Here is a 14,161-nt window from a genome sequence, read left to right as displayed (position 1 = left end):
TTGTAGACGATATGAAAGAGGGAGGTAGACCCGTTAAACTTATTAGAATGACTGCCGTTGCCAAGGCTACTAAGCTCTTATTCAAAGACTTAGTAGATATGGTCAAATAAAAAATAGCGATCGTTTTTAGGCGATCGCTTTAAAAATTCAGTCAAAAGTTCTAGAGTGAATTTATAACTTAGCTTATAACTTAGAAAGTTTCTCATACGCATCACTAATCGTTTTCGCGTGGGCTGTCCAAGAATATTTAGCAGCCTGAGCTAAGCGATCGCTTTTTGAGGGCTGGGCGCTAGGGACTTGCAGGTGATTTTCGAGAACCGTTACCCATTCATCGATACGATCTAGCGGACAAAAGGTTACGGCATTACCTCCCACCTCGCGTAGAACGGGAATATCGCTCGCAACCACAGGCGAACCACAAGCCAATGCCTCGATCGCGGGCAAGCCAAACCCCTCCGACTCGCTGGTGACTAGGGTAATCGTCGCTTGGCGATAGAGTTCTGCGAGTTCGCTCCGCTCTAGCCCTTGCAACCGAATGATACTATTGCCGATTCCCAAGCTTTGAATCAACTTCTGCATTGGCGGAGTCCATTCCGCTCCTACACGCACCAATTTAAGTTCGGGATAACGTTCGTGAATACCCGCAAAAACCTGCAATAAAATATCGAGCCGCTTGCGGACTTGATTGCTACTGATACTCAGCAGATAGGGCTGCTGCCCCACAGATGCTAATACTTGAGAAGGTTTAGACGCGATCGCTGTAAATTCAGAGGCGATTCCTAGGGGGGCTTGAACTAGTTGCTGAGGATCGAGAAGCTGATATTTTTCTATTTCTTGGCGCACTTCTTGAGTCGTATAAAAAACGATTTTTGCCTTTTGCATTCCCGTAAGAACTCGTTTTTGTCCTTGATTAAAATGCCAACTACGTGGATATTTATCTGGCTCTAAAAGCGATCGAAAAGCATCGAGATCGTGGCAAAATACACCCGTTTTTTCCTTAGGTAGATCGTGGACGACATTGGCATAACTATGGTCACAAATATGAAAATAGTCAAAGCGATCGCGTCTTTTTTTTATAGCCCTTGGATAGACATAAAAGTGGTTAAACATCGCGTCTAAGGTGCGAATGGGAAATTTTTTGCCGAGCCAAGGTATGCGCGTTAAAATTTGGTAGTAATGTTCGGGGATAATGGCTGCGGTATTGAAATAGGGGTCAGGATTTTGCTGGAGATAATGCAGAAGCATTTCCGAACAAAAATTCATACTTAAGGAGTTATTTTGTGGAAAGTTGAAAACTAGGGCAAGATTAGGTATGCTCATAAATTATGGGGTTTTAGAGAAAAATTTTACTATTAATTTGAAGATAAAAGAGAGTACAGTTATATTAGTATTCTTGCTAGCATTTACTAATATTTTGAGCTGTAGTTCAGCATAATTAAAAAATAAAATGAGAGAGCGTACCGCCCGCGTAGCGGGCGGTACGCTCTTCTAGATTTATGCCACTGAGGTCAGGCAATGGGCGATCTTGCTGTATCTGTAGTCATGCCAGCTTATAATGCGGCTAGTTTTATTAGTCAGACGGTCGAATCGGTTCTAAATCAAAGCTTTGTCGATTTTGAGCTATTGATTATCGATGATGGTTCCACAGACAACACCTTAGAAATTGCCTATCAATATGCAAATAGCGATCGCCGTATTAAAGTTTTCTCGCAGGTCAATCGGGGAGTATCCGCGACTCGCAATCACGGTATTCAATTGGCAAAGGGTAAATTTATTGCTTTTCTCGATGCCGACGATCTTTGGCTACCTGCGAAACTAACCGCCCATATGGAGCATTTTGCTACTAATCCCAACTTAGCGGTAAGTTTCGCTCGCGTTGAATTCATGAGTTGGGAAGGTCAGCCCACGGGACAAATCTCGACCTCACGGCTTCTCAACCTTAAACCCGAAGATTTTCTCTACGAGAACCCCACTACGACCATGTCGAACCCGATCGCAAGGGCTGAGGTGTTTTCTCAAGTGGGTGGTTTTGCCGAGGATATGAGTTATTCCGAGGATCTTGAATGGTTATTTCGCGTCATGTGTCACCAGCGCAAAGATCAAGATCGTGGGAAAGCGGTCTGGCAGATTGAAGGAATCGATCGCGTATTAATCTACTATCGCGCTAGTCCATCAGGGCTTTCCGCGTCACTGGGTCGAATGGAGTCGGGGTGGGATTTGTTGATTGACAAAGCAAGATTGCAAGCCCCCGCGCTTGTCAAGCGTCACTATTCTTTGGCGAGAGCCGTTCATTTACGGTATTTGGCTCGTCGTGCTTTTCGATTGGGTTTACCGTCTCCAGTCGGTTTAGACTTTATCAATAGAGCGATCGCTTCCGATTGGCGCATTTTTTTACGGGAACCCCATCGCACCTTTTTAACGTTACTGGCGATCTACTGGCGACACTTAGGTAGTTTATTAAAGTTTACTAAAAAGCTCTAAAGGAAATTAGTCATATGCCCAAAGTTTCTGTAATCATGCCCGTTTATAACGTCGAGAAGTATATCGCGGAAACGATCGGTTCCGTTTTGGCGCAGACTTTTACGGATTTTGAGCTACTGGTGATTGATGACGAATCAAAGGATCAAAGTATTGAAATTTGCGAAGGTTTTACCGATGCGAGAATCCAAATCATCCATCAAAAAAATAGAGGTTTGGCAGGCGCACGCAATACGGGCATTCGTCATGCTAAGGGCGAATATTTGGCTTTTCTCGATTCTGACGATGTTTGGCGATCGCAAAAACTCGAAAAACACGTACAGCACTTAGATGCAAATCCCGCGATCGGCGTGAGCTTTTGTAGTTCAGAATTTATCGATGATGACAGTCAACCGCTTGGTAACTACCAAATTCCCCAAATTAAAAACATAACGCCTGAATTAGTGCTTTGTCGCAATCCCATTAGTAATGGTTCGGTTCCAGTTATCCGCAAAGCTGTATTTCAGGATATTGAATTTATCGATAATTTCTACGGTACGGAAGAGAAATTCTATTTTGACGATCGATTCCGTCAATCGGAAGATATTGAATGCTGGATTCGCATTGTCTTAACCACGAAATGGAAACTCGAAGGTATTCCCGAAGCCCTTACTCTCTATCGCGTTAACTCTGGGGGGCTTTCCGCAAACATGATGAAGCAGCTAGATTCTTGGGAAAAAGCGATCGCCAAAACTCGCACCTATGCTCCAAAATTTCTCGCCCAATGGGAATCCCTAGCCCGCGCCTATCAGCTACGTTACTTAGCTCGACGCGCCATTCGCAATCAAGATCGTCAAGCGGGAGTGGCTTTGGTGAATCGAGCTTTAGCCAGTAATTGGAAAATTTTAATCTATGAACCAAGACGCACTTTTTTGACAATATTTGCCGCTTACTCAATCTGGATTTTACCCCGTGGTTTATACAATAGTATCGAGAGCTTTGCTCTCCAACTCACGGGTAAAAGTCAGCGCAAAGCGATCGCTAAAAATAAAGCTTAGGGACTTGCTAGTAATTAAAGTACCTGTGGCTTCGACTCCGCTCAGCCAACCTTAGCTGAGCGGAGTCGAAGCTAGATAACTGAGTGGGACATTTTTTATCCGCAAGAGCCTTAAGGACTAAAATTTGGTAAGTAGCTAAGCATAAGTAAACTTAAAACCTAGAAGAGCATACCGCCTGCTACGCGGGCGGTATGCTCTCTGGTTTTGGTTTTTAATTATGCAGAACTACTTATTGCTTCTTTAATTGCCTTTACGAAATATGACAGATAACGATCGGACTAAATTTTGGTGTGTTGGCGACCTTGGCGACCTAGAAGTCCTTCACGCTAGAAATATCGTCCGCTCCAGTTCTCGACATACCCATGAAACTCTCACCCTCGGTATTATCGAACGGGGAACTGCAACCCTAAACCACAAAGGAGAATCCCATCCCATTGGATTGGGATCGATTGTGGTCATTAATCCCGATGATGTTCATGCCTGCTATACCCAAAATTTTGGGGGCTACGACCAACATCTTATCTATCCAAGCATCCAGCTATTAGAAAGAGCTAACTCCGAAATAAATGGGCAATCGCCCCAAATCCCCTTTTTTCGGAATCCAATCCTTGAAAATAAAAGCCTATTTCGACAGCTCGAAGAACTTTTTGGCGTTTTAGAAAATCCATCTTCAGCGATCGAGCAAGAGACCTATTTAATCCAGACCCTTACACTTTTGATTGGTGTGCTGACCGCACCGACGACAGGTATCAAGGAGCATGGGAATGAACCCCAAGTAGTAAGACTGATTCGTGACTATCTAGAGGCTAATTACCGTGAGAATCCAAGTTTGAGTCAGTTGGCGATGCTGACCCATTTCAGCCCTTTTCATCTCAGCCGTGTCTTTTGTCAAGCCGTGGGCTTGCCACCCCATCTCTATTTAATCCAAGTGCGTGTTTTAAAAGCCAAAAAGTTGCTATCTCAGGGCTTAGCGATCGCCCAAGTTGCTCAAGATGTCGGTTTTGCCCATCAAAGCCATCTATATCGGCACTTTAAAAAATTTGTAGGTATCACCCCCAAGCAATATCAAAGGCAATTTCAATAAGTAGCTAAGGTAAACATAAAACTTAGAAGAGCATACCGCCCGCTACGCGGGCGATATGCTCTCTGGTTTTGGGGCTTAGCTACTTAGTATTTTCAATAGCAACTTCAATAGAGCAAGAACGTGCAAGATTACGATGCCCTTCATTTTCTAGAGTAGAGCCAGTTGTAATTTATCCATATATTCCCCAGTCATGACAACCCACCAAGAAGCGATCGTCGATCAGTTCACCCGTCAGGCAATTCCCTTCACCCAACTATACGCCCATAACCACCAAGAATCCCTAGATTTACTCATCCGTATGGCAAGGGTATCTGATTCCGATACAGTTCTCGATGTTGCCTGTGGCAGCGGGATCGTTGCATGTGCTTTCGCAAAACTTGCTGACCATGTCACAGGCATTGACATTACACCTGCAATGCTAGAACAGGCAGATCGGCTCGCTCAAAAAATTTCTTTGACAAATCTCTCTTGGCTCCAAGGCGATATTGCAACATTACCCTTTCCCGATGCAAGTTTTTCGTTGGTCGTGAGTCGCTATGCATTTCATCATTTTGAACAGACTCAAGAAGTTTTGGCGGAAATGCGGCGCGTATGTCGTCAAGGTGGTCGCATCCTAATCGCCGATGTAGCTTTACCACCAGAAAAAATCGAGGCTTACGATCGCCTTGAAAAACTTCGCGATCCCTCCCATACCCATGCTTTAACCCTCGAAGAATTTCCGCAATTAATCGATCGCGCAAATCTTCAAAACGTGGAATGGGCTTTTTATAAAGTCGAACTGGAGTTAGAAAGCCAGTTAGCAGCTTCTTTCCCCCAATTAGGAGATGATGAAAAAATTCGCCAGATTTTCCAAGCAGATATTGGGATCGATCGCCTCGGGGTGGGAGCCCATTATAAAAACGAGTGCATCCACTATGCCGTACCGATCGCCGTAGTAGTGGGTGATGTTGTTTAGCCCCAGAAGGTGAGCGAGAATCGCCCACTTTCTGGGGGGGATTTTCCCCCAACGCAAACCCAAAAGATGAGTGGCGGCGCGAAGCGCCGCCACTCATCTTTTGGGTTTTATCGCTGAGCAAACCTTACGTTACTACATACCCGACTAAAATAGTCTGGTATATTTGACGACCAAAAATCCCTATGTTAATCTTCATTACAATCAAGAAATCACAAAAAACCTTTAACGAACCAAAGGGTAACTAAGACCATGACTGCAACCATTGTTTCTCCTTACACCAGCGATCGCGTCGATACATTTAGTAATCTCAAGTGCAAAGAGTGCGGTGCAGAGTATGAAGCTAAGGCAATGCATGTTTGCGAACTTTGCTTTGGTCCCCTAGAAGTTGCCTATAACTACGATGCGATTGCTGCTAGGGTCAGCCGCGAAACGATTCAAGCAGGTCCTCTTTCGATCTGGCGCTATCGTGATTTTCTCCCTGTCAAGACTGACAACTATATTGATGTATCCACTGGCATGACTCCCTTGATCAAGGCAAATCGCCTTGCCAAACGTCTCGGCATCAAAAATCTCTACATCAAAAACGATGCCGTTAATATGCCCACCTTGAGCTTCAAGGATCGTGTCGTTTCCGTTGCTCTCAGCCGCGCTCGCGAACTAGGCTTTACCACTGTGGCCTGTGCGAGTACGGGCAATCTTGCCAACTCCACCGCAGCGATCGCTGCCCATGCTGGCTTAGAGTGTTGTGTCTTCATTCCTTCCGATCTTGAGGCAGGCAAAGTCCTTGGTACGACGATCTACAATCCCAAGGTGTTTGCCGTTCATGGTAACTACGACCAAGTGAATCGCCTCTGTTCTGAGGTCGCCAATACCCACGGTTGGGGCTTCGTCAATATTAACTTGCGCCCTTACTACTCTGAGGGCTCTAAGACCCTTGGGTATGAAGTCATCGAGCAATTGGGTTGGAAGTTGCCCGATCACATCGTTGCCCCACTTGCCTCTGGCTCCCTGTTTACCAAAATCTATAAGGGCTTCAACGAGTTTGTAAAGGTGGGCTTAGTAGAAGGTAAGCCTGTCCGCTTCAGTGGTGCACAAGCTGAGGGTTGCTCGCCGATCGCTTCCGCATACAAGGAAGGTCGCGATTTTATTACCCCCGTCAAACCTAAAACCATTGCCAAGAGTTTGGCGATTGGTAATCCTGCGGATGGGATCTATGCGATCGACATTGCTCACAAAACCAACGGCAATATTGAATCCGTTAACGACGATGAGATCATCCAAGCGATGAAACTACTCGCTGAGACTGAGGGTATCTTCACCGAGACTGCTGGTGGAACCACGATCGCAGTCCTCAAAAAGTTAGTCGAAGCAGGCAAAATCGATCCCGAAGAAACCACTGTCGTCTACATTACAGGTAATGGCTTAAAGACTCAGGAAGCGATTCAAGGCTATGTTGGCGAACCCTTCTTGATCGAACCTAAACTAGATAGTTTTGAGCGGGCGCTAGAGCGTTCTCATACCCTTGAGCGTTTAGAGTGGCAAACTGTTTCCGTCTAGTTTGCAAAGTGCTGTAAGGGCATCACATAGTTCTGTCCTTATTTTGTAAGTAGTTCAGCGCCACAATCAGAAGAGCGTACCGCCCGCTACGCGGGCGGTACGCTCTTCTAATCTGCCTGCCAACTAATACCAAGTCACAAAATGGCGTAGCCATTTTGTGATTTTAAAACTCTTACTGGGTTTGGTTTTCAATTCCCAAAAGTGTAGCCACACTTTTGGGAATTGGTATAACACTTCAGAACCACGATGGAAACCGAATTTAATCCCCTAACCACGGCGCATATTGATATTCAGCTAGAACAAGGATTTCCAGAAATTCGCTTAGCCGCCGAAAAGATTGAGTTGTGGTTTCAGCCAGTGTATGAGCTGACTACGGGTAAGGTCTTACATAACGAAGTGTTAGTGCGTTGGCGCGACGAGCTAGGGGAATTAAGACAACCGCAAGAATTATTAGCGGCTTTACAAAATACGCAACTCCTCAATCAGCTAGATCGGATTGTGGTCGAAAAATCGATAGAGTTATTATCGAAACAGACGAATGTCAAGGTCTCAATTAATCTATCCAATGAAATCTTTGAAGACCAAAAATTTCTCCCTCAACTCCATACTTGGCTCAGTCAGTATCAAGTTTCAGCCAAGCGCATTAGTTTTGAGATAGAAGAAGAAATTCTCTGGCAAAAGCAGTCCCTAGTATTGCTATTTATGACAGAGTTAAGAATGATGGGTTTCTATGTTGTCATTGATAACTTTACGGGTAGATTCTTCAGTTTGTTTCAGATACAGGAATTTCCGTTTTCGATGCTCAAACTGGATCGCAGCTTTTCCAGAAAGAACCTATCTCCCGTCCAAAAACAGCTAGCGATCGCGATCGCCTATACGACCAGAGCTTTCCAAAAACAATGTGTTTTGAAAGGAATTGATGATAAGTTATCCCTAAAATTTGCTAACGATTTGGGGGTGAGAGCTGTCCAAGGATATTCCTTGGGTAAGCCACAGGATAAGCCGATCACCTTTGGGTTAATCGGTTTACTGATCGTTAGAATTATTGCGGTTTTGATTGTGTTATATATCTTCAAAAGTCTGATAGGGATCGATATCTTTCCCAATCGCCATGCTTGGGAAGTGATTGGGGATTTCATTCAATCTATTTTTGAATCTAAATAGAAGTGGATTCGCAATATGAGTGGCAACGCCAAGTGACGCTACTCATATTGCGAAGTTCATACCAAATTAAGAAATGGCGTTCTTTGTGATAAAAATAAGTAGTTCGGCATAATTAAAACCCAAAACCAAAGAGCATACTGTCCGCTACGCGGGCGGTATGCTCTTCTAGGTTTTAAGTTTATTTATGCCTAGCTACTTATTTACTAGTCTTTAATTCAGGCGATAATGACAGGAATTATAAGTTCTTCAAAGAGAAATCACCCAAACATAGCTTTTAAGTTTATTTTTAGGTTTATCTTTCAATATATATTGAAATTTATTATTGCAAGGAATACTAAAACAGCGATCGCCTTTTTAATGGCGATCGCCTTAATGGGTTCTAGCCTTTTCTCTTTACCCGCCTTTGGTGACTATGGCGATTATTATGGCGATGTTTTACCGATCCCACAAACGCCATTTAAGGGCAAGATCGGTACAACTTATAAGGAATCGCAACCCGACTTTCCGAAACTAGTTCAAGCTCCTGCGAAAGCTCCCAATGTATTGCTAGTTCTCCTTGATGATGTGGGGTTTGGTCAGACAAGTACCTTTGGCGGATTGATTGAAACGCCAAACCTAGATCGCTTGGCAGCAAGGGGCTTGCGTTACAACCAATTTCATACCACCGCCCTCTGCTCTCCCACCAGAGCCGCCTTACTAACGGGACGCAATCACCATTCCGTAAGTACGGGCGTGACGACAGAACGAGCTTCGGGATTCCCTGGTTACACGGCAATTCTCCCTCGTAGTGCGGCAACGATCGCGGAAATATTACGCAGCAATGGCTACAATACGGCAGCTTTCGGAAAATGGCATAATACTCCAGATTATGAAACTAGTGCCGTCGGTCCTTTCGATCGCTGGCCGACTAGTTTAGGCTTTGATTATTTCTATGGATTTTTGGGTCGAAATACCAATCAATGGACTCCTAACTTGGTGGAGAATACCCAACATATTCAGCAACCTCTAGATCGACCCGATTATCACCTCACTCCCGATCTCGTCGATCATGCGATTAATTGGATTCTTACCCAGCAATCGATCGCCCCAGATAAACCCTTCTTTGCTTACCTTGCTCCTGGAGCAACCCATGCCCCTCACCATGCCCCGAAGGAATGGATAGATAAATATCAAGGTAAGTTCGATCAAGGCTGGGATAAATTACGTGCCGATATTTTTGAGCGTCAACTGCAACTCGGGATCATTCCTGCGGATACCAAACTTACTCCCCGTCCTGCGCAAATCCCTGCATGGGATTCCCTCACACCTACGGAGCAGAAAGTTTATGCTCACCAATTTGAAGTGTTTGCAGGTTTCCTCGGTCATACCGATGCTGAGGTTGGTCGTGTCATTGATGCGATCGAGCGGATTGGGGAATTGGATAATACTCTAATTATTTTCATCGCTGGTGATAATGGGGGTAGTGCAGAAGGGGGCTTGACGGGCGGTGCGAATGAATTCAAGTTCTATAATGGTGTTGCAGAAAGTCCTGAAGAAGTGCTGGCTACAATAGATGATTTGGGTAGCCCTAAAACCTTCAATCATTTCCATGCCGCTTGGGCTTGGGCGATCGATAGCCCTTTTCAATGGACTAAGCAAATCGCTTCTCACTTTGGTGGTACTCGCAATGGTTTAGTAGTCGCTTGGGGCGATCGCATTAAGGATAAGGGCGGTATTCGCAGCCAATTTCATCATGTAATCGATATTGCTCCTACAATTCTAGAAGCGGTGGGTATTAAAGAGCCAAAGCTAGTCAATGGCACAAAACAGAAACCCATTGAAGGAACCAGCCTTGTTTATTCCTTTGACGATCCTGCTACAGCTTCCACGCATAAAACTCAGTACTTTGAGATGCTTGGCAATCGTGCCATTTACGATCGCGGTTGGGTGGCGGCAGCACGTCACGGTCGTTTGCCTTGGGAGCGCGTTTCAAACACCACCTTCGATGAAGATAAATGGGAGCTATACCATATCGATCGCGACTTTAGCGAATCGCAGGATTTAGCCCAAGAGCATCCCCAAAAGTTGGCTGAATTGCAAGGTCTATTTCTGAAGGAAGCGAAGAAATATCAAGTTCTGCCCTTAGACGATCGCACGGTTCAGCGCTTTGATGTGAATACTCGCCCCAGTGTAACGACGGGTCGGAATAGCTTTATTTACTACACTGCGGTTACGGGTATTACCGAAGGTAGTGCTCCTAACACCAAAAATCGTTCCTTCAGGATCGTGGCGGATATTGATGCTCAAGCTGGCGCAGAAGGAATTCTAGTGACCCAAGGCGGGCGTTTTTCAGGCTGGAGTCTCTTCTTAAAAGATGGTAAACCTACCTATGCCTATAACTACCTGAATAGCGATCGCACGATTATTCAATCTTCTGAACCCGTAGCGATCGGTAAATCGACGGTCAAATTTGACTTTGCCTACGATGGTAGTGGTATCGGTGCGGGGGGCATTGGCAAGCTATTCATCAATGATAAACAGGTTGCTGAAGGTCGCATCGAGAAAACCGTCAGCTTCCGCATCGGCTCAGACGAATCCTTTGATGTCGGTCAGGATACGGGTACTTCTGTAGTTGATAGCTATCAAGTTCCTTTTAAATTCACTGGGAATTTAGAGCGGGTCAAGCTTGATTTACTGTAAGTAAATTAGCTACAGCAATTTTCGATCAAAAGAACCACAAGAAAAATTTTGAAAGTGTTGCTTTGCAACACTTTCAAAATTTTTCTTAGTTTGGATTTGAGCGCAAAGCTTTGACACTTCTCTAATACCAATTCACGAAAGCGTGACAACACTTTTGTGAATTAAAAAACCAAACCCAGTAGGGGTTTTTAAGTTAAGAAATGGCGTAGCCATTTCTTAACTTAGGATAATTAGTAATCCAGCTCTTTTAAGTTATGGTGTTCTTCGGCAGCAAGGTCGAAGAAACTTCCAGTCGTACCATCGACATTGACACTGAAGGAATAATGGCGATCGCTAGTATCTATAGCCACAGAATAGGGGATATCACGCAAGCCATTAAACCAGAATTGCCCTTTCTCGTCAGTGTAGGTAGTTTGAGCGGGTGACGAATTAATTGTTACCTTCGCATTTTTAAGTAAATTATCACCCGTTACACCTGCCCAATGGCGCGTGTCCGCAACCTTGCCATAGAGAATGCTGTCACCTTGGGGATGTCCCAAGAAACTGTAAGCAGGTTCGATTATGGCGATCGCAAATACAAAAATGGTAGCTAAGCTAATAAACCAAAAACGATTTGGTTTATTAAGAGAGAAGTTGTGAAGCTGAAATTTTTTGAGACGAATCATCGTGATTGCACCCATTGATGTAGTTTTATCTGAATATTAGTCTTTAGCGTAGGTAGGAAGTATTTCTACCTATTCAAACAGCTTAGGTAAATCGCTACGGTCTTTTGCACCAGAAATAGCGGCTGCCATGCGTTGAAACACTTCCACATTATCCATATATCCGCGAAATAGGGAACTACCAATCCCTTCCGCATTGAGAACGACATCATCGGCGGTATGATTGGAGATCGTTTCCTTCCGCTCCAAATCGGCAGTCAGTAATAGCCCATCGGGTTCGCGATCGGGGTTGACGATCGAGCCGTCCTTATCTGTCGAAGGATTGAGATTGAAGTCATCGGTCAGAAAGTTCGTCCGAAAGGCGGGACGGGCTGATACACCTAAAGCTAGCTTGATATTTGGGTTTGCTTCATCGGGATAACCATTGTTATCTTGATCGCTATAGGTGGGAAATCCTGCATTCTCAAAGGCACGTAGGGCATCTCTTAGATCGATGCGCTTTTCCCTAATGCTGAGGGTATCGACAGTACCAGCGACGGTTTCACCTTGGGCGTGGTCGGAGGTAACAAGTACTAGGGTCTTACCATCCTGTTGGGCGTAATCGCGAGCGATCGCCACGGACTTGTCTAAGGTTAGGACTTCATACAGTACGCGATCGGTATCGATGGAATGGGCAAGCTTGTCAGTTTGCGAAGATTCCACCAACAAAATCCAGCCCTTGGGCGAGACTGTATCAAGGACAGCGATCGCTTTTTGGGTCATTTCAGGAAGGGTAGGAATCTTGGCGAACTCTGCGGGAACGGGAGGCTTGAGAGACTTTGCGCCGCGTCCGTCGATGGTAGCTTTGCCTCTAGCGATCATGATATCTAGCACCGAGGGAATATTCTGCGCTCCCAAGGCTGACTTAGGACGAAAATCACCGAGAAATAAGCCTAGAATCGGTTTATTGTTTGGGGCAGTCTCAAGACTATTTACATCAGTGACAACGCTATAGCCTTTACTCTTAGCAATTTCTACGAGATTTTTATCGTCTTTGCGCGAAACGTTATCTTTAAAATCCGCAACTTTATTCTTTGGTAAGAAGTAACGCGCTCCTGGAGCTAGGGCTACATCTACGGGTTGGCTGAGTTCGGCTAGACTCTTAAATCCTGTCGCGGGAAGCGCATAGCCATCTTCAAAATGATCGAGTAACTGTTGGGCGATCGCATCGTATTGACGGCGCGAAACCAGATTGGAGAAGGTTGCTGCGGGAGTGGCATCAACGCTAAAGGCAGTTGTCGCAAAGCCAATTCCCCAACCATATAACCTCTTCATATATTGGGGAAGAGTTTCAATGCGCGGATTGTCGAGAGGATTGCTAGGAGTATTATCAGGGAAGGCTCCTAACGAACCATTGATGGTCTTTACTCCTGAGGTCAAGGCGATCGCTGTATTCGCGGAGTCGGGAATAATGCTATCCAGAGAGGAAGTACTGACGAGACCGAGTTCCGTCATTTTTTCCATATTCAGCAAATCGGTACGCTTGCCATTTTTAAAGCCATGCGCCATAATCCGCCCTGCTGTGCGTAAGGGATTACCCATCCCATCGCCGATCATCAGGATGATTTTCTTGAGATCGCCTGCAAGTTCAAATCTTTGCACCTTGTAGATATTTTTGGCGGTGACAGCGTTGTTGTCAGCTTTCAGTGTGGCGATTACCTCATAAACTCCCGCCTTATCAAAGCTAAAGTTGCGCCATGACTGACCAAAAAGATTGGGATCGGCAGGTAATCCCACTTCGAGATTGCCACCTGACATCGCTAGCTCTTTGGCAATTTGTTCCTGAAATGCTTTGGTATAGTCTTGACCGTTGATAATTAGGGATTGCAACGCAGGAGTTGATTTAGCAGGAATGGTATTTTCAATCCGCAGGTCAAATCTTTGATTAACTAAAAATGTTGTATCGTTTGTCGGCCAGATTCTCACCTTCCCAACTGTTGTAGGGATTTTCTCTGCCAAGGCGACGGGAATAAAAGAGAAATTAATTAAGAGCAACGGCAACGCGATCGCTACAAATAGGATTGCAATTTTACTATTACTAGCAAGCTTGCTAGCAATAGCATTCAGCATTTTGCTTCGGCAATCTTTGGATAAGTAATTAGTGAGTCTCATGGGATGATTGCTGTAACATTTTGACAAATCGATCAAAGCATGGAAACCATCACGTTAAGGTTAAGCGAAGGATAAGAAATTACAGTAGAGTAATCCCGATATCAGTAGTTCCACTAGCGACGATGGCTATGAGAAATCGTTGCGGCGGAGCTATAGCAATCCTAAAGGGTTTGTGGAAGTGCCGCCCATCGGGGCACACTTCCACAAACCCAAAAATCTACTCGGTTAGCAGTTGTTGGATAGAAGCTATTGCAGTTTTCATTTTGCCGTAGGCAAAATGAAAACTGCAATAGCTTCTACTAGGATTGTTTTTTGTTTTCAAATGAGTACGCACTCATTTGAAAACCGTAATATAGATAATTTAAATAAAAACTACAGCTTCGACTTCGCTCAG

10 protein-coding genes are annotated in these 14,161 nt (G+C 44.8%); 7 read left to right on the top strand and 3 right to left on the bottom strand.

Going from position 1 to position 14,161, the window contains the following annotated elements; all coding sequences use genetic code 11:
* Positions 1-183 precede the first annotated feature (183 nt).
* The gene (locus tag AC805_RS18300) at positions 184-1,320 is read right to left on the bottom strand and encodes a glycosyltransferase family 1 protein (RefSeq protein ID WP_055076717.1); all 1,137 of its coding nucleotides are present in this window, start codon (positions 1,318-1,320) and stop codon (positions 184-186) included.
* 195 nt (positions 1,321-1,515) lie between these two features.
* On the opposite strand from AC805_RS18300, the gene AC805_RS18295 reads away from it, so the two are divergent.
* The 7 genes from AC805_RS18295 to AC805_RS18265 all read left to right on the top strand — a co-directional run bounded on the left by AC805_RS18295 (position 1,516) and on the right by AC805_RS18265 (position 10,954).
* A complete protein-coding gene (locus AC805_RS18295; protein ID WP_055076716.1) occupies positions 1,516-2,481 on the top strand; it encodes a glycosyltransferase in 966 nt (321 codons plus the stop codon).
* 14 nt (positions 2,482-2,495) lie between these two features.
* A complete protein-coding gene (locus tag AC805_RS18290) occupies positions 2,496-3,515 on the top strand; it encodes a glycosyltransferase family 2 protein (RefSeq protein WP_055076715.1) in 1,020 nt (339 codons plus the stop codon).
* 259 nt (positions 3,516-3,774) lie between these two features.
* Entirely contained in the window at positions 3,775-4,599 is an 825-nt protein-coding gene (locus AC805_RS18285; protein WP_055076714.1) for an AraC family transcriptional regulator, read from the top strand.
* A 190-nt stretch (positions 4,600-4,789) separates the two neighbouring features.
* Positions 4,790-5,554, top strand: coding sequence for a class I SAM-dependent methyltransferase (locus tag AC805_RS18280; protein ID WP_055076713.1), 765 nt, complete (start codon positions 4,790-4,792; stop codon positions 5,552-5,554).
* 249 nt (positions 5,555-5,803) lie between these two features.
* Complete coding sequence (gene thrC / locus AC805_RS18275; protein ID WP_009628610.1) at positions 5,804-7,111, top strand: threonine synthase; 1,308 nt, start codon at positions 5,804-5,806, stop codon at positions 7,109-7,111.
* 246 nt (positions 7,112-7,357) lie between these two features.
* Complete coding sequence (locus AC805_RS18270; protein ID WP_055076712.1) at positions 7,358-8,275, top strand: EAL domain-containing protein; 918 nt, start codon at positions 7,358-7,360, stop codon at positions 8,273-8,275.
* 225 nt (positions 8,276-8,500) lie between these two features.
* Complete coding sequence (locus AC805_RS18265; RefSeq protein ID WP_072143672.1) at positions 8,501-10,954, top strand: arylsulfatase; 2,454 nt, start codon at positions 8,501-8,503, stop codon at positions 10,952-10,954.
* A gap of 230 nt (positions 10,955-11,184) precedes the next feature.
* Here AC805_RS18265 and AC805_RS18260 read toward each other — a convergent pair whose 3' ends face one another.
* Together AC805_RS18260 and AC805_RS18255 are read right to left on the bottom strand one after the other, a co-directional pair.
* Positions 11,185-11,634 (bottom strand): carboxypeptidase-like regulatory domain-containing protein, encoded by a 450-nt coding sequence (locus AC805_RS18260; protein ID WP_055076710.1) that lies wholly within the window; start codon positions 11,632-11,634, stop codon positions 11,185-11,187.
* 54 nt (positions 11,635-11,688) lie between these two features.
* Positions 11,689-13,725, bottom strand: coding sequence for an alkaline phosphatase (locus tag AC805_RS18255; protein WP_055076709.1), 2,037 nt, complete (start codon positions 13,723-13,725; stop codon positions 11,689-11,691).
* Between the last annotated feature and the right edge of the window lie 436 nt (positions 13,726-14,161).

It is taken from the genome of Pseudanabaena sp. 'Roaring Creek', from assembly GCF_001402795.1.
In the GTDB taxonomy this organism is placed as follows: Bacteria; Cyanobacteriota; Cyanobacteriia; order Pseudanabaenales; family Pseudanabaenaceae; genus Pseudanabaena.
The sequence above is the reverse complement of the archived record's forward strand: the minus strand, read 5'-3'. Positions and strand labels throughout refer to the sequence as shown.

Coding starts and splice junctions, on each gene's coding strand:
- AC805_RS18300 (WP_055076717.1), bottom strand. CDS start 1,320: ATGAGCATACCTAATCTTGCCCTAGTTTTCAACTTTCCACAAAATAAC.
- AC805_RS18295 (WP_055076716.1), top strand. CDS start 1,516: ATGGGCGATCTTGCTGTATCTGTAGTCATGCCAGCTTATAATGCGGCT.
- AC805_RS18290 (WP_055076715.1), top strand. CDS start 2,496: ATGCCCAAAGTTTCTGTAATCATGCCCGTTTATAACGTCGAGAAGTAT.
- AC805_RS18285 (WP_055076714.1), top strand. CDS start 3,775: ATGACAGATAACGATCGGACTAAATTTTGGTGTGTTGGCGACCTTGGC.
- AC805_RS18280 (WP_055076713.1), top strand. CDS start 4,790: ATGACAACCCACCAAGAAGCGATCGTCGATCAGTTCACCCGTCAGGCA.
- thrC (WP_009628610.1), top strand. CDS start 5,804: ATGACTGCAACCATTGTTTCTCCTTACACCAGCGATCGCGTCGATACA.
- AC805_RS18270 (WP_055076712.1), top strand. CDS start 7,358: ATGGAAACCGAATTTAATCCCCTAACCACGGCGCATATTGATATTCAG.
- AC805_RS18265 (WP_072143672.1), top strand. CDS start 8,501: ATGACAGGAATTATAAGTTCTTCAAAGAGAAATCACCCAAACATAGCT.
- AC805_RS18260 (WP_055076710.1), bottom strand. CDS start 11,634: ATGGGTGCAATCACGATGATTCGTCTCAAAAAATTTCAGCTTCACAAC.
- AC805_RS18255 (WP_055076709.1), bottom strand. CDS start 13,725: ATGCTGAATGCTATTGCTAGCAAGCTTGCTAGTAATAGTAAAATTGCA.